At 72.4% G+C, this 23,381-nt stretch carries 25 protein-coding genes; 11 read left to right on the forward strand and 14 right to left on the reverse strand.

Annotated features, from left to right (window positions below):
• The first annotated feature begins 300 nt into the window (after window positions 1-300).
• Genes IE294_RS00090 through IE294_RS00100 form a run of 3 tightly spaced genes read left to right on the forward strand, consistent with a single transcriptional unit; the run spans window position 301 to window position 2,278 of the window.
• Window positions 301-1,194, forward strand: coding sequence for an AraC family transcriptional regulator (locus tag IE294_RS00090; RefSeq protein WP_189881137.1), 894 nt, complete (start codon window positions 301-303; stop codon window positions 1,192-1,194).
• Window positions 1,195-1,217: 23 nt separating this feature from the next.
• The gene (locus IE294_RS00095) at window positions 1,218-1,973 is read left to right on the forward strand and encodes an AzlC family ABC transporter permease (RefSeq protein ID WP_189881138.1); all 756 of its coding nucleotides are present in this window, start codon (window positions 1,218-1,220) and stop codon (window positions 1,971-1,973) included.
• Window positions 1,970-2,278 (forward strand): AzlD domain-containing protein, encoded by a 309-nt coding sequence (locus IE294_RS00100; RefSeq protein WP_189881139.1) that lies wholly within the window; start codon window positions 1,970-1,972, stop codon window positions 2,276-2,278. The genes IE294_RS00095 and IE294_RS00100 overlap by 4 nt, the downstream gene beginning before the upstream one ends.
• 112 nt (window positions 2,279-2,390) lie before the next feature.
• On the opposite strand, the gene IE294_RS00105 is transcribed toward IE294_RS00100, so the two are convergent.
• Window positions 2,391-3,335: a hypothetical protein gene (locus IE294_RS00105; protein ID WP_189881140.1), complete on the reverse strand. Its 945-nt coding sequence runs from the start codon at window positions 3,333-3,335 to the stop codon at window positions 2,391-2,393.
• Window positions 3,336-3,415: 80 nt separating this feature from the next.
• Here IE294_RS00105 and IE294_RS00110 point away from each other — a divergent pair, with 80 nt between their 5' ends.
• Together IE294_RS00110 and IE294_RS00115 are read left to right on the forward strand one after the other, a co-directional pair.
• Window positions 3,416-3,610, forward strand: coding sequence for a DUF3046 domain-containing protein (locus tag IE294_RS00110; RefSeq protein ID WP_189881141.1), 195 nt, complete (start codon window positions 3,416-3,418; stop codon window positions 3,608-3,610).
• Window positions 3,611-3,856: 246 nt separating this feature from the next.
• Complete coding sequence (locus tag IE294_RS00115; RefSeq protein ID WP_306433306.1) at window positions 3,857-4,996, forward strand: AI-2E family transporter; 1,140 nt, start codon at window positions 3,857-3,859, stop codon at window positions 4,994-4,996.
• Between the two features lie 24 nt (window positions 4,997-5,020).
• Here the strand turns inward: IE294_RS00115 and IE294_RS00120 are convergent, their stop codons facing one another.
• The gene (locus tag IE294_RS00120; RefSeq protein WP_189881142.1) at window positions 5,021-5,767 is read right to left on the reverse strand and encodes a hypothetical protein; all 747 of its coding nucleotides are present in this window, start codon (window positions 5,765-5,767) and stop codon (window positions 5,021-5,023) included.
• A gap of 87 nt (window positions 5,768-5,854) precedes the next feature.
• A complete protein-coding gene (locus IE294_RS00125; protein ID WP_189881143.1) occupies window positions 5,855-6,352 on the reverse strand; it encodes a hypothetical protein in 498 nt (165 codons plus the stop codon).
• Between the two features lie 236 nt (window positions 6,353-6,588).
• Between IE294_RS00125 and recA the strand changes: the two genes are divergently transcribed.
• The 3 genes from recA to IE294_RS00140 all read left to right on the forward strand — a co-directional run bounded on the left by recA (window position 6,589) and on the right by IE294_RS00140 (window position 11,511).
• A complete protein-coding gene (gene recA, locus IE294_RS00130) occupies window positions 6,589-7,719 on the forward strand; it encodes a recombinase RecA (RefSeq protein ID WP_189814141.1) in 1,131 nt (376 codons plus the stop codon).
• 3 nt (window positions 7,720-7,722) lie between these two features.
• Entirely contained in the window at window positions 7,723-8,616 is an 894-nt protein-coding gene (gene recX / locus IE294_RS00135) for a recombination regulator RecX (RefSeq protein WP_189881144.1), read from the forward strand.
• Window positions 8,617-8,982: 366 nt separating this feature from the next.
• Window positions 8,983-11,511: an ABC transporter permease gene (locus IE294_RS00140; RefSeq protein WP_189881145.1), complete on the forward strand. Its 2,529-nt coding sequence runs from the start codon at window positions 8,983-8,985 to the stop codon at window positions 11,509-11,511.
• A 149-nt stretch (window positions 11,512-11,660) separates the two neighbouring features.
• Here IE294_RS00140 and IE294_RS00145 read toward each other — a convergent pair whose 3' ends face one another.
• From IE294_RS00145 to IE294_RS00175, 8 genes are all read right to left on the reverse strand, one after another.
• Window positions 11,661-12,101: a rhodanese-like domain-containing protein gene (locus IE294_RS00145; protein WP_189881146.1), complete on the reverse strand. Its 441-nt coding sequence runs from the start codon at window positions 12,099-12,101 to the stop codon at window positions 11,661-11,663.
• Window positions 12,098-12,649 carry a cupin domain-containing protein gene (locus IE294_RS00150; RefSeq protein WP_189881147.1) on the reverse strand — a complete coding sequence of 184 codons (552 nt, stop codon included), beginning with the start codon at window positions 12,647-12,649 and terminating at the stop codon, window positions 12,098-12,100. The genes IE294_RS00145 and IE294_RS00150 overlap by 4 nt, the downstream gene beginning before the upstream one ends.
• Before the next feature lie 72 nt (window positions 12,650-12,721).
• On the reverse strand, window positions 12,722-12,769 hold the full coding sequence (locus IE294_RS49545; protein WP_309506048.1) for a hypothetical protein: 48 nt from the start codon (window positions 12,767-12,769) through the stop codon (window positions 12,722-12,724).
• Between the two features lie 240 nt (window positions 12,770-13,009).
• On the reverse strand, window positions 13,010-14,659 hold the full coding sequence (locus IE294_RS00155; protein ID WP_189881148.1) for an FAD-dependent monooxygenase: 1,650 nt from the start codon (window positions 14,657-14,659) through the stop codon (window positions 13,010-13,012).
• Between the two features lie 177 nt (window positions 14,660-14,836).
• Window positions 14,837-15,730 (reverse strand): amino acid ABC transporter permease, encoded by an 894-nt coding sequence (locus IE294_RS00160; RefSeq protein ID WP_189881149.1) that lies wholly within the window; start codon window positions 15,728-15,730, stop codon window positions 14,837-14,839.
• Entirely contained in the window at window positions 15,727-16,392 is a 666-nt protein-coding gene (locus tag IE294_RS00165) for an amino acid ABC transporter permease (protein WP_189814134.1), read from the reverse strand. The genes IE294_RS00160 and IE294_RS00165 overlap by 4 nt, the downstream gene beginning before the upstream one ends.
• Window positions 16,393-16,467: 75 nt before the next feature.
• Window positions 16,468-17,307 (reverse strand): glutamate ABC transporter substrate-binding protein, encoded by an 840-nt coding sequence (locus IE294_RS00170; RefSeq protein WP_189881150.1) that lies wholly within the window; start codon window positions 17,305-17,307, stop codon window positions 16,468-16,470.
• A 136-nt stretch (window positions 17,308-17,443) separates the two neighbouring features.
• Window positions 17,444-18,220 carry an amino acid ABC transporter ATP-binding protein gene (locus IE294_RS00175; protein ID WP_189881151.1) on the reverse strand — a complete coding sequence of 259 codons (777 nt, stop codon included), beginning with the start codon at window positions 18,218-18,220 and terminating at the stop codon, window positions 17,444-17,446.
• Between the two features lie 296 nt (window positions 18,221-18,516).
• On the opposite strand from IE294_RS00175, the gene IE294_RS00180 reads away from it, so the two are divergent.
• Both IE294_RS00180 and IE294_RS00185 read left to right on the forward strand, forming a co-directional pair.
• A complete protein-coding gene (locus tag IE294_RS00180) occupies window positions 18,517-19,203 on the forward strand; it encodes a response regulator transcription factor (protein WP_189881152.1) in 687 nt (228 codons plus the stop codon).
• Window positions 19,204-19,212: 9 nt separating this feature from the next.
• A complete protein-coding gene (locus IE294_RS00185) occupies window positions 19,213-20,643 on the forward strand; it encodes a sensor histidine kinase (RefSeq protein WP_189881153.1) in 1,431 nt (476 codons plus the stop codon).
• Between the two features lie 81 nt (window positions 20,644-20,724).
• On the opposite strand, the gene IE294_RS00190 is transcribed toward IE294_RS00185, so the two are convergent.
• Window positions 20,725-21,723: a TAXI family TRAP transporter solute-binding subunit gene (locus IE294_RS00190; protein ID WP_189881154.1), complete on the reverse strand. Its 999-nt coding sequence runs from the start codon at window positions 21,721-21,723 to the stop codon at window positions 20,725-20,727.
• A gap of 129 nt (window positions 21,724-21,852) precedes the next feature.
• Between IE294_RS00190 and IE294_RS00195 the strand changes: the two genes are divergently transcribed.
• Window positions 21,853-22,284 (forward strand): pyrophosphohydrolase domain-containing protein, encoded by a 432-nt coding sequence (locus IE294_RS00195; RefSeq protein ID WP_189881155.1) that lies wholly within the window; start codon window positions 21,853-21,855, stop codon window positions 22,282-22,284.
• A gap of 99 nt (window positions 22,285-22,383) precedes the next feature.
• On the opposite strand, the gene IE294_RS00200 is transcribed toward IE294_RS00195, so the two are convergent.
• Complete coding sequence (locus tag IE294_RS00200) at window positions 22,384-22,827, reverse strand: MarR family winged helix-turn-helix transcriptional regulator (protein ID WP_014675426.1); 444 nt, start codon at window positions 22,825-22,827, stop codon at window positions 22,384-22,386.
• 72 nt (window positions 22,828-22,899) lie between these two features.
• On the reverse strand, window positions 22,900-23,259 hold the full coding sequence (locus IE294_RS00205; RefSeq protein ID WP_189881156.1) for a DUF6204 family protein: 360 nt from the start codon (window positions 23,257-23,259) through the stop codon (window positions 22,900-22,902).
• Window positions 23,260-23,381 lie beyond the last annotated feature (122 nt).

The following is a 23,381-nucleotide window of genomic DNA, read 5'->3' on the forward strand; positions in this document are numbered from 1 at the left end:
GTGACGCGGAGTGCCGAGGGGCGTGGGCGGTCGCGCCGGCGGCGAGGGGCTGTGGGCGCTCGGGATCGGGCGGGGCGCCGCGGGGCGATGGCCGGTGCTGACCGCTGCCGAGCCGAGCGTGCGGGGCGGGGCGGGGGCAGGGCCCGTGGCCGGCTGGACCTGCGGAGTCGGGGGGAGCCGGGGCCGACCGTGCGAGCGGGGTCCGACCGTGCGGAGCCGGGCCGGGACGGAAGGAGCCGGCGGGGTAGCGGCGGAACGGGCGGAGCCGGCGGGGTGGTGGGCGGGGCGGACAATGGGCCCATGGCGGGTTCAGGGGAGCGGGCACGGCACTGGCGGTACGCGGAGCTGCCCGGGGTCGACCTGCTGCGGGCCCGGTACATCCGCAAGACCTTCATCCGGCACACCCACGAGAACTTCGTGATCGCGGCCATCGCCGACGGCGTCGAGGTCTTCCACCACCGGGGCTCCGACGTCTCCGCCGGTGCGGGAGCGCTCGCCCTCGTCAACCCGGACACGCCGCACACCGGCCGGGCCGGGGTGCCCGAGGGCTGGCGGTACGGCGCCCTGTACCCGTCGCCGGACGTGGTCGCCGCGATCGCCGCCGAGACCACCACCCTCCGGGGCACGCCGGGCTTCGTCAGCCCCGTCCTCGACGACCCCGGCACCGTCCGCCTGGTGCACCAGGTGCTGCGCGCCGCCGACGAGGGCAACGCCCTGGCCGCCGACACGCTCCTGCGGGTCGCCGTGACCAGGCTGCTGCGGCTGAACGGCGGCCCCCTGCCCCAGCGGCGGCCCCGGACGGCCGGCGCGCGGATCGCGGCACGCGCGCGTGCGGTGCTGGAGGAGCGGATGGCCGCACCGCCGACCCTGGAACAGTTGGCCGCCGACCTCGGGACCAGCCCGTTCGCCCTGCTGCGGGCGTTCCGCGACGCCTACGGCATGCCGCCGCACACCTGGCTGACCGACGCCCGCGTGCGCCACGCGCGGCTGCTGCTGGACGCGGGGACGCCCCCTGCCGAGGCGGCCGTCGCCGTCGGCTTCACCGACCAGCCCCACCTCAACCGGCACTTCGCCCGGATCGTCGGCGTGCCCCCGGGCGCGTACCAGCGCGAGCGCGCCGGCTTCGGTGAGCGCGCGGAGCTGGGGGATCACGCGGGGCCGAGAGAGCGCAAGAACGTACAAGACGCGGGCTGACGGCCGCCCGTACCGTCCGGGGCGTGGCACAGCACATAGCACTCACGAACCAGACCTCCGACGGCGCGGACAAGCCGGACGCGGCCGTCGTACGGGACGCCCTCGGGGTCGGCGTCGCCGTGGGCCTGTCCGGATTCGCCTTCGGAGTGACCTCGGCCGGCAGCGGACTCGGACTGCTCCAGACCTGCGCGCTCAGTCTCCTGGTGTTCACCGGCGCCTCCCAGTTCGCGCTGGTCGGGGCGCTCGCCGCCGGCGGCAACCCGTTCACGGCCGCCGCGGGTGCCCTCTTCCTGGGCGTGCGCAACGCCTTCTACGGACTGCGGCTCTCCCAGCTCCTCGCCCTCCCGCGCGCGGTACGGCCGTTCGCCGCGCAGTGGGTGATCGACGAGACCACCGCGGTCACCCTGGCCCAGCCGACCCGGCGGGCCGCGCGGCTCGGCTTCACCGTCACCGGGCTCAGCCTGTACGTGCTGTGGAACCTGACCACGCTGCTCGGCGCCCTGGGTGCGCGGGCGATCGGTGACACGCGCGCGTGGGGCCTGGACGCGGCGGGGCCGGCCGTGTTCCTGGCGCTGCTCGCCCCGATGCTGAAGACGGCCACGGAGCGTGCGGTCGCGGGCCTCGCCGTCCTGCTGGGCCTCGGTCTGCTGCCCGTCCTGCCGGCCGGTGTGCCGGTGCTGGTGGCGGCACTGGCGGCCCCGCTGGCCCTCTTCGCGGAGGGCCGGCGCGGGGGCCGTAGCCCACGGGAGGACCTGGACGGCTCGGAGGGGAACCGGTGAACATCTGGATCGCGATCGGCGTGACCGCCCTCGGCTGCTACGCCGTCAAGCTCGCCGGCCTGCTGGTCCCGGCACACGCCGTCGAGCGGCCGTACGTGCGGCGGCTCGCCGCCCTGCTGCCGGTCGCCCTGCTCGCCGCGCTCACGGCCCAGCAGACGTTCGCCGACGGGCACGCGCTGTCGCTGGACGCCCGGGCCGCCGGGCTCGGCGCGGCGGCCGTGGCACTCGTGCTGCGCGCGCCGTTCCTGCTGGTCGTCGCGGCGGCCGTGGTGGTGACGGCGGGCGTACGGGCCGTCGGCGGGTGAGACAGACGGTCCGCGCGTCAGCGGGGGCGGGCGGCCGGCGCGTGAGGCGGCCCTCGGTGGCCGAGCGGGTCGCCCCCGCGGACGGCGGGCCCCGGACCGTGGCCAGGACCGGTCAGCCCACGAAACGGCCGTAGGCGCGCAGGGTGCACAGGGCCTCGATCGTCACCAGGGAGCGCGCCTCCAGGGCGGGCGCGGGGGCCCACCGGCGCCACCGGACCGGCCAGCCGCCGTCCTCCTCCTGCCCGGCGGCCAAGTGGTCCAGCGAGCGCGTCATCTCGTCGTCCGTGAACCACGCGCGCGCGAGCGAGTCCGGGCTCCGGGCGAAGTCGTGCGGGAAGTGGTGCTCGCCCGGGGCATAGCCGGACGCGACCGGGAACGCGTCGAGCCGGTCAGGGTCCAGCGCAGAGAGCCGCTGCTCCCGCACCAGGCGGCCCAGCCGGTCGGCGGCGGCCTGCGCGCGCGGGCGGTCGGGAGCGGAGTCCAGGAAGGTCACGGCGGCCTGCACCTCGTAGGGGTGGGACTTCTCCAGGGACTCCACCACCTGCCAGCAGAAGTCGGTGGCCCGGAACAGCCAGGCATGCCACACCTCGTTGCGGTGCAGCAGCCCGACCACCGGCCCGGTGGCCAGCAGATCGCTGGGCGGATCGTCGACGACCGGGACGAACGGCGCCGTCGGATACCCGCGCTGACCGGGGAGGATCGCCGGCAGGGCGCCGTCCGGGGTGGACACGGAGGTCAGATAGCGGCACACGCGCTCCACCCGCTGGCCGCCGCAGCGCCCGATGGCGTCCAGCACGCGCAGGGCGTGCGCCGTGTGCAGAGGCTGGCTGACCGGTCCGCGCAGATCGGGCTCCAGCGCGTGCCCGTAGCCCCCGTCCTCGTTGCGGTAGGCGTCCAGTGCCGCTTCCACCGCCTCCGGGCTGCCGCGCAGGAAGTGGTACGCGAAGAGGTGCTGCTCCAGCACGCGCGCGGTGAGCCACACGAACTGTTCGGCGCGGAAGAGCGGGGAGCGCGCCGGGGGCGTGGAGGGGGGTGGGGAAGCTCCTGTTTCGGCCATGCGTCAGACCGTAGGACGGAAAGCGGTCTCGGCAGGTGCTCCCGGGCAAGGCCCACCCTCAGGGGCGGGATACTGGTGTCATGCGGTTGACGGTCTTCTGGCAGCGGATGGCGGAACACTTCGGTCCGGGGTACGCCGACACCTTCGCGCGCGATCACGTGATGGCGGAACTGGGCGGACGCACGGTGAACCAGGCGCTGGACGCGGGCTGGGAGGCCAAGGAGGTGTGGCGCGTGGTCTGCGCGGTGATGGACGTGCCGGGTGAGAGGCGCTGACACGTCGGTCGAAATGCCGGGTTTGCCGGTGAAGAAGTCGACAGTACGGCACTGATCTGTCACGAAGATCGCCGCGGGGCGCCGGTTGTCAGTGGCGTGGGCGAGACTGGGCGCGTGGCACCCAACGAGGACCCCCTGGTATTCACTCCCGAGGACGGCGAGCCGTCCCCCGGGCAGGCAGCTCCGGCCGCTACGACCCCGCCCGGCCCGCCTCCGGCCCCCGGCGCCGTCGCTCCGGCCGCCCGGATGCCGCGCTGGCTGCCGCGTGCCATGGTGCTCGCGCTCGCGCTGATCGCCGCGTTCCAGCTCGGCAGCTGGGCCTTCCACCAGCTGACCGGACTCTTGATCAACATATTGATCGCGTTCTTCCTGGCCCTCGCGATCGAGCCCGCGGTCAGCCGGATGGCGACCCGTGGCATGCGCAGGGGCCTCGCCACCTTCCTGGTCTTCCTCGGGTTGACGGTCTTCGCCGCCGGGTTCGTCACCCTGCTCGGGTCCATGCTGGCCGGCCAGATCGTCAAGATGATCGAGGGCTTCCCGGGCTACCTCGACTCGCTCATCCACTGGATCAACCAGACCTTCCACACCGACCTCAGACGGGTGGACGTCCAGGAGGGCGTGCTCCACTCCGACTGGCTGCGCAAGTACGTGCAGAACAGCGCGGCCGGAGTCCTCGACGTCTCCGCCCAGGTGCTCGGCGGGCTCTTCCAGCTGCTGACGGTCGCGCTGTTCTCCTTCTACTTCGCCGCCGACGGCCCCCGGCTGCGCCGCGCCCTGTGCTCCGTCCTGCCGCCCGCACGGCAGGCCGAGGTGCTGCGCGCCTGGGAGATCGCCGTCGACAAGACGGGCGGCTATCTGTACTCGCGCGGCCTCATGGCGCTCATCTCCGGCATCGCCCACTACATCCTGCTGGAGGCCCTCGGCGTGCCGTACGCGCCCGTGCTCGGTGTCTGGGTGGGCCTGGTCTCGCAGTTCATCCCCACCATCGGCACGTACCTCGCGGGCGCGCTGCCGATGCTGATCGCGTTCACCGTCAACCCCTGGTACGCGCTCTGGGTGCTGATCTTCGTCGTGATCTACCAGCAGTTCGAGAACTACATGCTCCAGCCCAAGCTGACCGCCAAGACGGTCGACATCCACCCGGCGGTCGCCTTCGGCTCGGTCGTCGCGGGCACCGCGCTGCTGGGCGCGGTCGGCGCGCTGATCGCCATCCCGGCGGTGGCCACGCTCCAGGCGTTCCTGGGGGCGTACGTGAAGCGGTACGCCGTCACGGACGACCCCCGGGTGCACGGGCGCGGCGGCAGCGGCCCGGGCGGCCCCGGGATGCTCACGCGCGTGCGCCGGCTCTGGGTCGAGCGCCGCTCCGGCGGGGTACAGCGGCCGTAGCTGCCCGCGCGCATCCGCGCCGCCTCAGTACGTCAGGAGCGCCCACCCGGCGGCCACGACGACGGCCGCCGAGTAGCAGCCCGCCGCCACGGCCACGATCCGCCGGCGCGTCCGCTCGTCCCACGGGGTGCGGGACAGCAGCCGGGCCAGCAGGGGCAGGACGAGGACCGCGTGCAGGCTCACGCCGTGCAGCGGCTTGAGCGGGGCCGTCGAGCGATAGGCCGCCTCCTGGTGGCCGGTCCGCGTCAGGACGACCCCGCGCGCGATCATCGCCGCACCGGAGGCCAGCGCGATCAGCAGGAGCGCGAAACCGGAACGCACGGCGAGCGGCATGCCGGCGGGGCCCGCCGGCCGGTGCCGGAAGGACGCGACGGCGAAGACGGTGAGCAGGACCGCCAGGACGCCGCCGCCCACCGCGAGCGTCATGGACACCACCGTGTCGAAGGGGGTCTCCCTGTTCAGGTGCGAGGGCACCCGGCGCCACGCCTGGAGGGTGATGCCGCCCACCTCCACCACGCAGTCCGCGGCGAAGACCAGCAGCAGGACCGAGCGCGGCCGGTCACCGGTCCGCAGGTACGACGTGACCCACGTGACCGCGATCAGCGTCGCCCCGAACGAGAGCCCGAACGTGACGGGCTTGCGCCAGGAGACGGGACCGTCCCAGGGGCCGCCGTCGACCGCGAACACCACCAGGTGGACGAGGCCGGACAGGACGAGGAGCAGCCCCGTCGTGTGACAGAGGCGGTCGACGGCGGCACGCGGCATCTTCATGGGCCCAAGGCTTCCGGGCGCGGCCCGCGCGGTCGTCGTCCGGCCGGAGACACCCGTGCTACGTCACCGGGAGCAGGCCGGCCCGTGTCACAGGTGGTCGAAGAACCGGGTCCACCAGGTCGCGTGGCCCTCGTCGACGAGCCACGTCACGCCGTCGTACGGCCGCTGGAGCAGCCGTGGGGCGACCAGCCGGTAGCCCAGGTCGGACAGGGCGGCCGTGATCCGGTCGCGGTCCGCTTGGGACAGCGCTCCCTCGCGCACGGCGTCGTCCAGGTCGTCATGGCTGCCGGGCTCCGGCGTGGTGACCACCGCCAGATCGCCGTAGTTGCTCAGCCGCACGGCGATGGACACCCCGGCCCCGGTCGCCTCGGCCGGGATGTCCACGGAGAAGGAGAAGCTCGCGTCCTGGATGCCCTCGTCGAGCCGGCAGGACCGGCCGAAGTCCTGGGTGAGCCGGTCCCGCAGTCCCGTCGCCCGGAGCCGGGCCCCGGCGTGGTCGAAGCCGTCGGGGTACTCCAGGTGGTGCGGTCCGGGCAGGCTGTCCAGGGCGCGGAACAGGGCCGGCGTCCGGTCGTCGTCGTTCATCTCCGCCCACCCTGCGCAAGCCCCGTCCGGTGCCGGGTGGCGCGCTTGACACGAAAATCGAACATCCATTCTTATGGAGGCTCAGGCGAGGCTTTCGGCTGGGGATTTCGTCCCGATTCGCGGGTAGATGTCCCTCGGTTATCCACAGGCTGGGCCTGCGTCGGGGCGCATTGTCAGTGGCAGGCGTTAGCGTCTTTGACGTGAAGCGATCGACTCAAGCAAACCGGGTGGAACCCATGGCAGGAACCGACCGCGAGAAGGCGCTCGACGCCGCGCTCGCGCAGATTGAACGGCAATTCGGCAAGGGCGCGGTCATGCGCATGGGCGAGCGGTCCAAGGAGCCCATCGAGGTCATCCCGACCGGATCGACCGCCCTCGACGTCGCCCTCGGCGTCGGCGGCCTGCCGCGCGGCCGTGTCGTGGAGATCTACGGACCGGAGTCCTCCGGTAAGACGACCCTGACCCTGCACGCCGTGGCGAACGCGCAGAAGGCCGGCGGCCAGGTCGCCTTCGTGGACGCCGAGCACGCCCTCGACCCCGAGTACGCGCGCAAGCTCGGCGTCGACATCGACAACCTCATCCTGTCCCAGCCGGACAACGGCGAGCAGGCCCTGGAGATCGTGGACATGCTGGTCCGCTCCGGTGCCCTGGACCTCATCGTCATCGACTCCGTCGCCGCGCTCGTCCCGCGCGCGGAGATCGAGGGCGAGATGGGCGACAGCCACGTGGGTCTTCAGGCCCGCCTGATGAGCCAGGCCCTGCGGAAGATCACCAGTGCGCTCAACCAGTCCAAGACCACCGCGATCTTCATCAACCAGCTCCGCGAGAAGATCGGCGTGATGTTCGGCTCCCCGGAGACCACGACCGGTGGCCGGGCGCTGAAGTTCTACGCCTCGGTGCGTATCGACATCCGCCGCATCGAGACCCTGAAGGACGGCACGGAGGCGGTCGGCAACCGCACGCGCTGCAAGGTGGTCAAGAACAAGGTCGCGCCGCCCTTCAAGCAGGCCGAGTTCGACATCCTCTACGGCCAGGGCATCAGCCGCGAGGGCGGTCTGATCGACATGGGCGTGGAGCACGGCTTCGTGCGCAAGGCCGGCGCCTGGTACACGTACGAGGGCGACCAGCTCGGCCAGGGCAAGGAGAACGCGCGCAACTTCCTCAAGGACAACCCCGACCTGGCCAACGAGATCGAGAAGAAGATCAAGGAGAAGCTGGGCGTGGGAGTCCGGCCGGAGGAGCCCGCCGCCGAGCCGGGCGCCGACGCGGCGGTCACCACCGCGGCGGCCGACGACCCCGCCAAGTCGGCCCCCGCCCCGGCAGCCGCCAAGGCCACCAAGCCCAAGGCCGCCGCAGCCAAGAGCTGACCCGTGACACGACGAACCGACTGGGCCGAGTACGAGTACGCCACCCCCGGTGCCCCACGGGGGAGGGGCACCGGAGGCCACCCGGACTCCGCCCCGGACGGTGACGGCGGACACCGGGGCGGTGGACTCGGGGACGACGGCTTCGGCGCGTACGACGGATACGACGCGTACCGCGGGACCGGCGGCCACGGCGGTGACGGCGGTGCGGACCTGGGAGACGAGGACGGCGAGCCGTACGGGGGCGGTTCGCTCGGCGGTCGTGGGTCCGGGCGGGCCGGGGGAGCGCGCAGCGGTCGCCGGGGGCGTGGCCGGCGGCGCGGGTTCGGCGACGCGTCCGGACCCGGTGAGGACGAAGACGGCCCTCCCTCGGCGAGGGACGAGCGGGGGGAGCCTTCAGCGGACCCGGTCGAGCGGGCCCGGGCGATCTGCCTGCGCCTGCTCACCGGGACCCCGCGCACCCGCAAGCAGCTTGCGGACGCCCTGCGCAAGCGGGAGATCCCCGAGGACGCGGCCGAGGAGGTGCTGTCACGGTTCGAGGAGGTCGGGCTCATCGACGACAGTGCCTTCGCGGACGCCTGGGTGGAGTCCCGGCACCATGGCCGGGGGCTCGCCCGCCGTGCGCTCGCCCGGGAGCTGCGTACCAAGGGGGTCGACTCGGCATTGATCGAGGACGCGGTCGCCCAGCTCGACTCCGAGCAGGAGGAGGCGACCGCCCGCGAACTCGTCGCCCGCAAACTGCGGGCCACCCGTGGCCTCGACCGGGACAAGCGGCTGCGCCGGCTCGCGGGCATGCTCGCCCGCAAGGGTTACCCCGAGGGCATGGCCCTCAGGGTCGTCCGCCAGGCCCTGGAGGAAGAGGGCGAGGACACGGAGTTCCTCGGAGACGGCGACTTCTGACCGGTCCCCGGGATGGAGGCTTCTGACTGCTCCTCGGGGTAAGGGCTTCTCACTGCTCCTCAGAGACGGAGGGGCGAGAGGGCTCCTCGGGACGAGGGGTGCGACGGCTGCTCGGTACGGAGGGGCGAGAGGGCTGCTCGGCACGGGGCGCGGCGGCTGCTCGGGATGGGGAGGCCTGACGGGTCAGTCGGGGGCTTGTGACGGGTGTCCCGGGGTGGGGCTAGCCCCCGCTGTGGACGGTCGGGGTGGCCCCCGTCGCAAGACGCCGGGCCACCGCAGTGCTCTCCCACCCCCGCACCGGCGAGTCTGTACGCGCGCCCAGCGCACGACACAGCCGATGCGTACAACAGAAGAGAGCCCGTCCCCATGATGCTGCGTTACGCCCTGCAATCGGTCCGCGCCCGCAAGGCGGGGTTTCTCGGCGCCTTCCTCGCCCTGATGTGCGCGGCCGCTCTGATCACCGCCTGCGGCACCCTCCTGGACACCGGCCTGCGCGGCACCATCCGTACCGAGCGTTACGCCGCCGCTCCCGTCGTTGTCTCCGCCGACCAGTACGTGCATCGGACCACCGTCAAGCACAAGAAGGGCAAGACCAAGGTCAAGCACAAGGCGAAGCCCATCGCCGAGCGCGCCTGGCTGTCCGAGAACCTGCGCGGCACCCTCGCCCACACCCCCGGCGTGGCCCGGGTCGTCCCCGAACTCACCTTCCTCGCCCAGCCGTTGACTCCGGCCGGCACCGGCGGCCGTACCGCCTACGGCCATGCCTGGGACTCCGCCGCGCTGACCCCGTACCGGCTGACAACGGGCCGCGCCCCCCAGGCCGCCGGTGACGTCGTCATCGACGGCGACCTCGCCGCGCGGGCCCGGCTGCGGCCCGGCGACCGGCTCACCGTGCAGTCCACCCAGGCCCCGCGCGCCTACCGGATCACCGGTATCGCCACCCCGGCCTCCGCCGTACGCCACCAGACGGCCCTGTTCTTCTCCGCCGGCGAGGCCCGCAGACTGGCCGCGCACCCCGGGCAGGTCACCGCGTTCGGTGTACTGCCGGCCAAGGGGGCGGACCCCGAGCGGGTCCACCGGGCTCTGGCGCGGGCGCTGCACGGCACCACGGCCCAGGTCAGCACCGGGGACGCCCGCGGTCCGGTGGAGTTCCTGGACGCGGCTGCGGCCCGTACCCGGCTGGTCAGCATGGGCGGGGCCATGGGTGGCACCTCGCTGCTGGTGGCGGTGCTCGTGGTCGTCGGCACCTTCGCGCTCACCGTCCAGCAGCGCCACCGCGAACTCGCCCTGCTGCGGGCCATCGCTGCCACCTCCGGGCAGATCCGCAAGCTGCTCGGCCGGGAGGCGCTGATCGTCGGCGCGGCGGCGGGCACGGCCGGTGCCCTGCTCGGGCTGCCGCTCGGCGGCTTGCTGCACACCAGGTTCGTCGCCCTGGGCGCCGTACCCGACACGCTCGACCGCACCGTCAGTGTCTTCCCGCCGCTCGCCGCTCTCGTCGCCACCTGTCTCGGGGCCTGGGCGGCGGCCCGGATCGCCTCCCGCAGGATCGCCCGGATCCGCCCGGCCGAGGCCCTGGCCGAAGCCAGGACCGAGCGCACCCGGCCCGCCTGGGGCCGCATCGCCGCCGGGCTGCTGCTCCTCGCCGGCGGAGTCGTCCTCGTCGTCCTCCTCACCTCCCTGCGCACCGAGCCCGCCTCGACTCCCGTGACCTTCCTCGCCGTCGTCGTCCTGTCCGCCTCCGTCGCCCTGCTCGGTCCCCTCCTGGTCAAGGCCGCCGCGCTGCTGCTCGCCGGCCCGCTCCGGCTCACCGGTCACGGCGGCCGGCTCGCCACCGCCAACCTGCGCGCCAACGCCGCCCGCATGGCCTCCGTCGTCACCCCCCTCACCCTGCTCGTCGGCATGACCTGCACCGTCCTGTTCGTCCAGGACACCCTCGGCGACGCCGCCCGCGCCCAGGTCCGCGAGGGTGTCCGGGCCGACTGGGTCGTCGCCGCCCAGGGACCGGGTGTCCCCGGCGAGGCCGCCGAGCGACTGCGCGCACGGCACGACACCGTCACCGAGGTGGTCCGTACGACCGTCCGCGTCGGCCTCGACAAGTACCCCGCACAGGGCGTCACCCCGGCGGGTCTGACCCGCACCTGGGACCCGAAGGTGACCGCCGGCTCCCTCGACCGGCTCGGCCCCGGCACCGTCGCCGTCAGCGAACTGGCCGCCGACCAGCAGCACCTGAAGCCGGGAAGCACCCTGAGACTCACGCTCGGCGACGGCACGCCCGCCACGCTGACCGTCGCCGCCGTCTACGCCCGGGGTCTCGGCTTCGGCGACCTCACCCTCGCCCACGACCTCGTGGCCCCCCACGTGGACAACCCGCTCGCCTCCTCCGTCCTCGTCCGTACGACCCGTACACAGACACAACTCGCGACTACTCTCCGTGAGTTCCCGGGACTGAGAATTCTTTCGCCAGCCGCCGCCGCCGCCCTCCAGGCCGATCGGCAGCAGGCGAACGCCGAGGTCAACTACCTGGCCATGGGGCTCGTCCTGGCCTTCACCGCCATCGCCGTGGTGAACACGCTCGCCATGTCGGTCGCCGAGCGTGTCCGGGAGTTCGCACTGCTCCGCCTCGCCGGTGCGACCCGCCGTCAGGTGCTGCGCATGCTGCGTACCGAGGCGCTGTCCGTCCTGCTCCTCGCCACGTCGGTCGGCAGCGGTATCGCCCTCGCCGTGCTCACCGCGTTCAGCGTCGGCATGACGGGCCGGGCCGCCCCGACGGTCACCCCGCTGCTCTACGTCGGCGTCGTCGCGGTCGCCGGTCTCCTCGCGCTCGTCGCCACTGCCGTACCGGGGCGCGCGGCGCTCCGGGTACGGGCGGTGACCGTGGCCACGGCGAAGGAGTAGTACCCGGCCCTCGGGCGTGCGGGTTCCCGGTCGGCGCCGGTCAGGACGGCCAGCGCCGGCCAGAGTCCGGTGTCGGTCAGGACGTCCGGTGCCGACCAGGACGTCCAGCGCTGGTCAGGACGTTCAGCGCCGACCAGGGTCCGTGTCGGTCAGGGCGTCGCCGGGCGGACCGGCAGGCCCTCCGCGCGCCACGCCTGGAAGCCGCCCACCAGGTCCGTCGCCCGGTGCAGGCCCAGCTGGTGGAGGGAGGCGGCGGCGAGGCTGGAGGCGTAGCCCTCGTTGCAGATCACCACGATCCGCAGGTCGTGGCCGGTGGCCTCGGGGAGGCGGTGACTGCCCTGGGGGTCGAGTCGCCACTCCAGTTCGTTGCGCTCGACCACGACGGCGCCCGGGATGAGCCCGTCCCGGTCGCGCAGGGCGGCGTACCGGATGTCGACCAGGAGCGCGTCGCCGGACCGCGCCGCCTCATGCGCCTCCCGCGCCCCGACGCGCTGGTAGCCGGCTCGCACGCGCTCCAGCAACTCGTCGATGCCCAGCGGCCGTTCCGCCGTCACACCCGTGGTCCCCGGCTGCTCGATCGTGCCGCTCACTGCCAGTCCTCCGGGCGTTCGACCTGCTCCAGGCGCAGCACCTGGTCCGTGCGACTGTAGCGGCGGATCCGGGGCAGCGGCGGGTAGTAGGCGTGGACGGAGATCGCGTGTCGCTCGCGGGACTCGTTGAGCACCTCGTGCACATGGTGGCGGCCGAAGGCGCGGCCCTGTCCGGCGGGCAGCCGCCGTACCCGGTCCACCCCCTCGGTGAGCTCCAGGGTCTTCCAGCCGTCGGTGGGCAGCCGGGCGGCGAGGGAGTTCTCGGTGAGCTCGCCCGAAGCGGTGAGGAAGGCGCCGACCGAGTCGGCGTGGTCGTGCCAGCCGGTGCCGGTACCGGGCGGCCAGCCGATCAGCCAGGCCTCGCTGCCGCCGGGGCCCTCCAGCCGTACCCAGGTGCGGCCCTCGGGATCGAGCGGTAGGGAGGCGATCAGCTCGGCGTCGGCCGCCGTACGCCGGACGAAGTCCAGGAGGTCCGCCTGGGTGGGCGCCGGGCCGGAGGCGGGGGAGAGGGACGTGGGCAGGGAAGGGGTGGGGGAGGGGACAGACACGTACACCGTCCTGAGGAGCGTTCGCGGAACGGGCGCGCGACGGCGCCCGGAAAGGGGGGAGAGGATGCGAATTCAGCAGGACGGGCGACACACGCAGCCCGCATAGCGGACGAGGTCCATATGGACCCTCCGCCACAGGCGCACACAGGTGTCGGTCACGGTCCGGAGTACAGCATTGCCGCCGCACCGCGGTCAACCGGGTGTCACCTTGTGGACGGGGGTGCGCGGAGGTGTGGTCGGCGCGTACGGAGCCTCCCACGGAACGCGGTCGGGCGCGTACGGGAGCCCCCCCACGGAACACGGTCGGCGCGCGGTGGGAGCCGTCGCCGGAATCCGTCCTCGGTGCACGAGCGGGTGCCGTCAGCGTGCGCCCGAGCCGGCCTCCGCCGCCTCCCCCTCCTTCTGACTCTCCCTCTCCTCCTCCTGCTCCGCCTCCCCCGTCTGCGCCGCGCCCCCCATCGTGGCCTCGGCCGCCGCGTACAGGTCGGCCGGGCGGACTCCGCTCAGCGCGGTGACCAGGTGGCCGTCGGGGCGGACGAGCAGCACGCTGTGCGCCGGCGCTCCCGGGTAGCTCTCGGCCACCAGGAGCTCGGCGGGGTTCGGCAGCGCGGCCACGGCCGCCGCGAGCCGGGGCATCACCCCGGCGGACATCCAGTGCTTGCGGTCCCAGACACCCGTGCCGGGCGCGATGAGCACGACGAGCAGCGCGCCACGGCCGAGCCGGTCGCGCAGCTGGACGAAGGAGCCGTCCTCCGCCGTGACCCGGACGTCGGTGACCGGTGCGCCGGGCGGGGTGTCGACCGGGATCTCCCCTTCCAGCCGCCTGGGTGCGAGCGGCGAGTCGGCGTACGTGCCGGGCGCGCCGAGCGGACCGCGGCCGAGGTGGCCGTCGGTGAGCAGCGCGTCCTGGTTGCGGGCCGCGCCCGGGACGATGTGGCGCAGCCCGCCCCCGCCGCGCAGCACCGGCAGGGCCTGGTCTGCGGCGCGCAGCCGGGCGGCGACCCGCGCGCGCCGCTCGGTCTGGTAGCTGTCCAGCAGGGCCTCGTCCGGACCGTGGTGCCAGGCCGTGGCCAGCTTCCAGGCGAGGTTGTCGGCGTCCCTGAGGCCCTCGTCGAGCCCCTGGGTGCCGAGCGCGCCGAGCAGGTGGGCCGCGTCCCCGGCGAGGAAGACCCGGCCCGCGCGCCACCGGCGGGCGAGGCGGTGGTGGACCGTGTGGACGCCGGTGTCGAGCAGCTCGTACACCGGTGTGGTGCCGTCCGTCCAGCCCGTGAGGGTCTCATGGATCCGGGCCAGCAGGAGCTCGGGGGTGACCAGGTCCTTGCTCGGCGGCAGCAGCCAGTCCAGGCGCCACACGCCGTCCGGGAGGGGGCGGGCGGTCACCTCCCCGGCCGAGGGCCCGGACGACCGCCACGGCGGCATCCGATGGAGCAACGCGTGACCCTCCCACGGAAGTTCCGTGCGCAGCGCGGCGACCGCGTGCCGCTCCACCGCCGTACGGCCCGGGAAGCGGATGTCCTGGAGCTTGCGCACGGTCGAGCGGGCACCGTCGCAGCCGACCAGGTAACTGCCGCGCCACCAAGTCCCCTTGGGGCCACGGGTGCGCGCGGTGATGCCGGAACGCTCCTGCTCGATGGCGTCCAGACGGCTCTCCACCGCCGTCTCCACCAGGGGTTCCATGGCGATGGCCCCGCGCAGGAGGTCCGTGAGCACATGCTGGGCGATGTGCAGCGGCGCGGTTCCGGTCTCGGTGAAGGTGATCTCGCTCATCACCTGCTTGCGCCTGACCGACCGCCAGCCGGCCCAGCGCACGCCCTGTTCCGCGAGCGCGACCCCGGTCAGCCGCTCCAGCAGGGCGGCCGTGTCCGCGCGCAGGACGACGGTGCGCGCCGGGCGGGGCTCCTCCTTGCCGACGCCCTCGTCCAGCACGATGGACGGCACCTGCTGACGCGCCAGCGCCAGGGCGAGCGTGAGCCCGACGGGCCCCGCTCCGACGATGATCACCGGGTCCACGGTGTGGCGCCCCCTGCTCGTGATGATGCCCTGACATGGACAAGTGAACAGGAAGGAGGAGCGGGGTGCACGATCACACAACGTATGCAACCCATTGGCAGAGTTTGCGTCAAGCGACCGGGGGCAGTGGCGATCATGCCACTGCCCCCGGGTGACGCATTCGGCTCTGATCCGGGGTCAGGCCGCGGTTCCGGTACCGGCGTGACCGGGGATGTCCACGGTCTCGTCGACGCCGAGCACCACCCCGGTCGACTTTTTGCCGCGCCGCAGCCGGCCCTCCAGCCAGCTCGCGAACGAGGTCAGCGAGAAGTTGATGACCACGAAGATCACGGCCACCACCGTGAAGGAGGCGATGGTGTTGGCGCCGTAGTAGCCGCTCATGGTGTTCGCCGAGGCGAGCAGTTCGGGGAAGGTGAGGACGGCGCCGCCGAGCGCGGTGTCCTTCACGATGACCACGAGCTGGCTGACGATCGCCGGGAGCATGGTGGTGACCGCCTGCGGCAGCAGGATGACCCGCATCACCTGGTTCTTGCGCATGCCGATCGCCATGGCCGCCTCGGACTGGCCCTTCGGCAGGGCGAGGATGCCCGCGCGGACGATCTCGGCGAGTACCGACGCGTTGTACAGCACCAGGCCGGTCACGACGGCGTACAGCGGACGGTCGTCGGAACTGACGTCGGTGTACTGGCTGTACAGCTCGTTGCCGAAGATCATCAGGACCAGGACGGGGATCGCCCGGAAGAACTCGACCACGACCGTGGCCGGGATCCGCACCCATATGTGGTCCGAGAGCCGGGCTATGCCGAGGACGGCACCCAGCGGCAGCGCGATGACCATCGACAGGGCCGCCGCCTTGAGGGTGTTCTCCAGGCCGGGCCAGATGTACGTCGTGTACGCCTCGGAGCCGTTGAAGAACGGCTTCCACAGCACCCAGTCCAGCTGGTGCTTCTCGTCCAGGGACGCGTACACCCACCAGAGGACGGCCGCGAGCGCGACGACGAAGAACGCCGTGTAGAGGATGTTGCGCCGTTTGGCGCGCGGTCCCTGGGCGTCGTAGAGGACCGAGCTCATCGCTTCACCGCCACCTTCTTGCCCACCCAGCCGAGGATCAGACCGGTCGGCAGGGTCAGGCAGCAGAATCCGAAGGCGATGATCGCGGAGATCAGCAGCAGCTGGGCCTCCTTCTCGACCATGTCCTTCATGAGCAGGGCCGCCTCGGCGACGCCGATCGCGGCCGCCACGGTCGTGTTCTTCGTCAAGGCGATCAGGACGTTGGTCAGCGGGCCGACGGCCGCCCGGAAGGCCTGCGGCAGCACCACCAGGAACAGCACCTGGGAGAAGCTCAGGCCGATGGCCCGCGCGGCCTCGGCCTGGCCCACCGGCACCGTGTTGATGCCGGACCGGATCGCCTCGCACACGAAGGCCGACGTGTAGACGATCAGGCCCAGCACGGCGAGCCGGAAGTTGATCGCGTCGGTGTCCTTCGCGGCGAGGGTGATGTTCAGCGTCTGGTAGAGGCCGAGCGAGGAGAACAGGATGATCACCGTGAGCGGGATGTTCCGCACGATGTTCACGTAGGCGGTGCCGAAACCGCGCATCAGCGGTACGGGACCCACCCGCATGGCTGCCAGCAGAGTGCCCCAGACCAGGGAGCCCACGGCGGACAGCAGCGTCAGCTGCACTGTCGTCCAGAAGGCGCCCAGTACGTCGTAACCGTCAAGAAAGTCGAACACGATCTCCCGCGCTTTCGCGTGTAGGGATGCCCGGATGCGCCGCCCTCGAGGACGGCGCATCCGCCGGGCGTTGCCTCAGCTCTTGATGTCGCCGATCTTCGGCGCGGGCTCGTTCTTGTAGCCGGCCGGGCCGAAGTTCTTCTTCACGGCCGCGTCCCAGGAACCGTCGGAGACCATGGCCTCCAGCGCCTTGTTGATCTTGCCCTTGAGGTCGCTGCCCTTCTTGACGCCGATGCCGTAGTTCTCGTTGGTCATCTTCAGGCCACCGAGCTTGAACTTGCCCTTGAACTGGGACTGGGCGGCGTAGCCGGCGAGGATCGAGTCGTCCGTGGTCAGGGCGTCGATCACCTTGTTCTGGAGACCGGTCAGGCACGCGGAGTACGTCGGGTACTGCTGGAGCTGCGCCTTGGGAGCGAGCTTGTTCTTGACGTTCTGCGCGGAGGTGGAGCCGGTGACCGAACACAGCTTCTTGTTGTTCAGGTCGGCCGGCGACTTGATGCTGCTGTCGTCCGCGCGGACCAGCACGTCCTGGTGGGCCAGCAGGTACGGCCCGGCGAAGTCGACCAGCTTCTGGCGCTCCGGGGTGATCGAGTAGGAGGCGGCGATGAAGTCGACGTCACCGCGCTTCAGCATGGTCTCGCGGTCGGCGCTCTTCGACTCCTTCCACTCGATCTGGTCGGCGTTGTAGCCGAGCTTCTTGGCGACATAGGTGGCCACGTCGACGTCGAAGCCCGAGTAACCCTGCGGGGTCTTCTGGCCGATGCCCGGCTGGTCGAACTTGATGCCGATGGTGATCTTGGCGCCGCCGTCGGAGGAACCGGCGCCGTCGTCCTTCTTGTCGCCGCCGCAGGCGGTGGCGGTCACGGAGAGGGCGAGGAGGACGGCCGACGCGGCGGTGACCTTGCGGAGCTTCATGCTGAACATCCTTCTGAGTGGTGAGGAACGAGTGCCTGAGGCGGGGGTGACGCGGACCCGGGCGGGCGTGCGGTCGGACGGCGGGTGCGGCCGGGCGGAGCGGCGGCCGGGCGGTGCGGACGGCCCGGCCGTGCCGTCAGTGGTGCAGGATCTTGGACAGGAAGTCCTTGGCCCGGTCGCTGCGCGGGTTGCTGAAGAACTGGTCGGGCGTGGCCTGTTCGACGATCCGGCCGTCCGCCATGAAGACCACCCGGTTGGCGGCCGATCGCGCGAAGCCCATCTCGTGGGTGACCACGATCATCGTCATGCCCTCGCGCGCGAGCTGCTGCATGACCTCCAGGACCTCGTTGATCATCTCGGGGTCGAGGGCGGAGGTCGGCTCGTCGAAGAGCATGACCTTCGGGCCCATCGCCAGCGCCCGCGCGATCGCGACCCGCTGCTGCTGGCCGCCGGAGAGCTGGGCGGGGTACTTGTCGGCCTGCGTGCCCACGCCGACCCGGTCCAGCAGGGCCCGGGCCTTCTCCTCGGCCTGCTTCTTGGCGGCCTTGCGGACCTTGACCTGACCCAGCATCACGTTTTCGAGCACGGTCTTGTGCGCGAAGAGGTTGAACGACTGGAACACCATGCCCACGTCCGCCCGCAGCCGGGCCAGCTCGCGGCCCTCGTGCGGCAGGGGCTTGCCGTCGATCGTGATCGTGCCCGAGTCGATCGTCTCCAGGCGGTTGATGGTGCGGCACAGGGTCGACTTTCCGGACCCGGAGGGCCCGATGACCACGACGACCTCGCCGCGGGCGATCGTCAGGTCGATGTCCTGGAGCACGTGCAACGCGCCGAAGTGCTTGTTGACGCTCCTCAGGACGACCAGTTCGTCGGACGTGGCCACATCTTCCTTGGCCACCGATACATTGGTCATCGCTCTCAGGCTCCGTCCTCCTCGGGTTTCCGAGGACAGTAGTGAGGGGCTGTGACCTGCGTCATCACATCTGAGGGAGATCTGAGCATCACGATCCGATAGCAATCGGACACATGTCGTAGCACTTGTCGCCGGTGCGCGTATCGGCCGGATAACGGAAGCGACGGGCAACCCGAAGCCTCTTGACGCCGTCCTTGTACATCAGCGTCACTGCACTGGTGCACGCGCGCGTGCGCGTGATCTACACGCCCGACACGAACCGAGACCGTACGACCGCTGAACCGGAGGGGGCCGGGATGAGACTGCTCCTCGTCGAGGACGACAACCACGTCGCCGCGGCGCTGTCGGCCGTCCTCGCGAAGCACGGCTTCCAGGTCACCCACGCGCGCAGCGGCGAGGAAGCCCTCCAGGCGCTCGTCCCCGAGGGCAACGGCTTCGGTGTCGTCCTGCTCGACCTCGGCCTGCCCGACCAGGACGGCTACGAGGTCTGCGGCAAGATCCGCAAACGCACCAGCACCCCGGTGATCATGGTCACCGCGCGCTCCGACGTCCGCTCCCGCATCCACGGGCTCAACCTGGGCGCCGACGACTACGTCGTGAAGCCGTACGACACCGGGGAACTGCTCGCCCGGATCCACGCCGTCAGCCGGCGCACCGCCCACGAGGACCCGGCGGCCGTCGGAGAGAGCGCCCTGCTCCTCGGCCCGGTCCGGATCGAACTGCCCACCCGCCAGGTCAGCGTGGGCGGTTCGGTCGTCCAGCTGACTCGTAAGGAGTTCGATCTGCTCGCCCTGCTCGCCCAGCGGCCCGGTGTGGTCTTCCGGCGCGAACAGATCATCAGCGAGGTGTGGCGCACCAGCTGGGAGGGGACCGGTCGTACCCTGGAAGTGCACGTCGCCTCCCTGCGCGCCAAGCTGCGGATGCCCGCGCTGATCGAGACCGTACGCGGCGTCGGCTACCGGCTCGTCGCCCCGGCCGCCTAGCGGGGACGGGTGCGCACACGCCTCCTCCCGCTGCTCATCGTCCTGCTGGCGGCCGTCCTGCTCGCGCTCGGCATCCCGCTCGCCGGCAGCGTGGCCGCCGCGCAGCAGCAGCGGGTCGTCGTCGACCGGATAGACGACACGGCACGCTTCGCGGCGCTCGCCCAGTTCGTCACCGACGGGCCCGGCGGACCCCACCGCACCACCACGGACGAGCGCGGGGAGACCCTGCGCAGCGAACTGGAGAGCTACTACGGCGTCTACGGCATCCGCGCCGGTGTCTTCTACCGCAACGGCTCCGCCATGGCCAACGCGCCCGGCGACTGGTTCGTACCGCGGACGGGGGAGGTGCGCAGGGCGTTCGACGAGGCGCTGCTCAGCCGGCGCAGCCATGACCCGCGGCAGGTGTGGCCCTGGCAGCGCGGTTGGCTCGTCGTCGCCTCCCCGGTGATCCGGGACGGGGACGTCGTCGCGGTCGTGGTCACCGACTCGCCCACCGGGCAGCTTCGTTCGCGCATCCTGCGCGGCTGGCTGCTCATCGGGGCCGGTGAGATCGCGGCCATGCTGCTCGCCGTCGGCGCCGCGCTCAGGCTGACCGGCTGGGTGCTCAGGCCGGTACGGATCCTGGACGCCACCACCCACGACATCGCCACCGGGCGCCTGAAGTCCCGGGTCGCGGTCGCCGGCGGGCCGCCGGAACTCAGACGGCTGGCACGCTCGTTCAACGAGATGGCGGACAACGTCGAGGACGTGCTGGAACAGCAGCGCGCCTTCGTCGCCGACGCCTCGCACCAGTTGCGCAACCCGCTCGCGGCGCTGCTGCTGCGCATCGAACTGCTCGCCCTCGAACTGCCGGAGGACAACGAGGAGATCGCCTCGGTCCGCACCGAGGGCAAGCGTCTCGCGCAGGTCCTGGACGACCTGCTCGACCTGGCGCTGGCCGAGCACGCCGAGGCCGACCTCGTGCTGACCGACATCGGCGCGCTGGCCGAGGAACGGGTGGCCGCCTGGGCGCCGGCCGCCCGGACCAAGGGTGTCCGGATGACCGGCGACTGCCCGCCCACCACCGGCTGGGCCGATCCGATCGCCCTGTCCAGCGCCCTGGACGCGGTGATCGACAACGCCGTGAAGTTCTCCCCCGAGGGGGGCACGGTCGAGGTCACCGTCGCCCCCGACGGCGACAGCACCACCGTCGTCGTCACGGACACCGGCCCCGGCCTCACCGACGAGGAACTCGCGCGCGTGGGCGACCGTTTCTGGCGCAGTGGCCGGCACCAGAACGTGAAGGGCTCGGGTCTCGGCCTGTCCATCACCCGCGCGCTGCTCGGTGCGGGCGGCGGCTCGATCGACTACGCCCACCACGAGCCGCGGGGGCTGCGGGTGACGGTCCGGGTGCCCCGGCACGGGGAGACCGGCGCGGGCGTGGCGGACGCCGCCTCCTAGGCTCCGCCAAGCCCGGCGTCGGCTCCGGGATTTCCGTTGCCGGGCTTCCCCCGGGCCTCTCACTGCTTCACCGTGAGGCCCCTACGGCTTGACCGACCGGTAGTACCGCCGGGCGCCCTCCTGCAAGGGCAGGGGAGCGGTGTAGATGGCGGTGCGCAGATCGACGAGCTGGGCGGAATGCACATGGGCGCCGATGCCGTCCCGGCTCTTGATCACCGTACGGGTCACCCACTCGGTCAGCCGGGGGTCCACGTCCGTGCGGGTCATCAGCAGGTTGGACACGGCGATCGTCGGAACCTGCGCCCCCTGCTGCACGTTGGGGTAGGCCGACTCGGGGATCTTGGTGGTCCGGTAGTAGCGCGCGCCCTCGCCCTGGCCGTGCAGCCGGGTGACGAGGGTGTCGTCGATCGGCAGGAACCGGAACCCGCCCTGCTGTGCCAGCGCCACCAGTCCCTTCGTGGGCAGGCCGCCGGACCAGAAGAAGGCGTCGATCTTCCCGTCCCGCAGCCGCGCGGGCCCGGTGTCGATGCCGTCCGCGACCGGCGTGATGTCCTTGCGCGGGTCGATACCGGCGGCCCGCAGCACCCGGTCGGCTATCAGCCGCACCCCGGAATCGGGCAGTCCGGTCGCCACCCGCTTGTGCCGCAGGTCGGCGATGCTCCTGAGGTCCGAGTCGCGCGGGACGATGAGGTGCACATAGTCGTCGTAGAGCCGGGCCACACCGCGCAGCCGCCCGGCGCCGCTGCCGTGCCGCAGCTTGTACGTCGCCACCGCGTCGGCCGCCGCGATGGTGAAGTCGGCCTGCCCGGTCGCCACCCGCTGGACGTTCTCCTGGGAGCCGGCGCTGGTGAGCAGCTTCACCTTCAGGCCCGGCATGTCCCTGCCCAGCTCGGTGCGCAGCCGCTCGCCGTACTCCTGGTAGACCCCGCGGGACGTGCCGGTGCTGAACACGATCGTCCCGCTCGGCGGCTTCTCGCCCAAGGGCAGCAGCCACCACAGCAGCAGCGCGAGGGCGACGGCACCGACGGCCGCGCCCTGCAACGCTCGGCGCCTGCCGAGCCGGGGGAAGACCTTGGACATACGGCGATCCTGCCAGGCGACGCGCTCCACTGACCAGGGCCGGGGGCACTCCGGGAACCGGGGAGCGGAGGCCGCGGGGATCCGCACGGGCCGAGGGGCGTTGTCAGTGGCCGCCGTTAGAGTCGCCGTATGACCACTTCGCCCGCCGGCCGTACGAGCACGTCGCCCGCCCGCCTCGTCAGCGAGTTCCACCACGCCTTCGGTCTCGACGCCCGCAGCACGCCGACGGAGGTGGACCCGGAACTGGCCGCCCACCGCGGTGAACTGCTCGCCGAGGAGGCCGCGGAGGTGGCCGAGGTCGCGGTGGAGGGACCGCTGGACCGGCTCGCGCACGAGCTGGCCGACGTGGTGTACGTGGCCTACGGCACGGCCCTGGTGCACGGCATCGACCTCGACGAGGTGATCGCCGAGATCCACCGCGCCAACATGAGCAAGAGAGGCCCGGACGGGACGGTCGCCCGCCGGGCCGACGGCAAGGTGCTCAAGGGGGAGCACTACCGGGCGCCGGACGTCTCGGCCGTACTGCGCCGCCAGGGCTGGATACCGGGCGGCGCGGCCTGACGTCGGTGCCCGACACCGACACCGGCAGCCGGAGGCCACGGGCTCCCCTCTCAACGTGACCCAAGGGCCGCGGAGTTGAGGCAGCGCGGCGGCGCGGACTCAGCGTCCCGTCAGGCCCGTCCCGCCGAGACGGGTCAGCAGGTCCGCGAGGCGGGCGATGTCCGCCGCGGGCCACGCCGGGCCGGCGAAGACCTCGGCGGCGGTCTCCTCCGCCGTGGTCCGCATCTCCGCCAGCAGGCGCCGGCCCGTCCCGGTCAGCGCCGCGTACGCCACGCGCGCGTCCCGGGCGTCCGTCTCCCGGGTCACCAGCCCGATCCGCTCCAGCGGAGCGAGCCCGCGCGTCACGCCCGAGGCGGTCAGCCCCAGCGCCTCGGCGAGGTCCACCCGGCGCATCCGGCCGCCGGGCGCCTGCTCCAGCCGCAGCAGCAGGGTGAAGTCGGCCAGGCTGACGCCGTGCAGGCCGCCGAGCCGGGCGTCGAAGCGTCGTACGAGCGCCGACTGGGCCCGTACCAGGCGCAGCGCGGCGTCCAGGCCCTCACTCACGATCCACCCCCTCGACCCACTCCCACTCGTACCTCTTGCCTTGTCCTTGAGTACTCAAGTTTAGGGCGGACGTCAGAGACCGGCCGCACGGGCCGCGCGGCGCTGTCGCTTGCCCAGGGGCGCCTGAGAGAGGTCCTCGGCGGTCGTCCGCAACTGCTTGAAGCCGTAGCCGCGCGCCGTCAGCCAGGACTTCGCCGCCTCCTCGGCCCGTTCCGTCGCCTCCAGAACGTCCTCCTCCTTCTCTCCCGTCGCGGAGAAACGGAAGACGAAGGCGGGCCGGGCGGCGATGTCGTAGGTGAGGGTGCCCTCCGGGGTGAAGGCGGCGCGCAGGACGTCGTGTTCGGCGGCGTCGGCCAGCAGGGCGGCGCGCTGGGCGTCGGTGAGGGCGTCGAAGGCGCCGCGGACGGTGATGCGGAAGGTTCGTGTACTCATTCCGCGACCCTAGGCACAGCCCGGGCGACTCCTCCACCGGGTTTCCCGGTCCGGGTGCCGTCCGCCTGGCCGGCCGGCGGAGCCGGGCGTGGGCGGGGCGGACACCGGGCGAGGTCCGGCTC

Source organism: Streptomyces canarius (assembly GCF_014650735.1).
Taxonomy (GTDB): Bacteria; Actinomycetota; Actinomycetes; order Streptomycetales; family Streptomycetaceae; genus Streptomyces; species Streptomyces olivaceoviridis.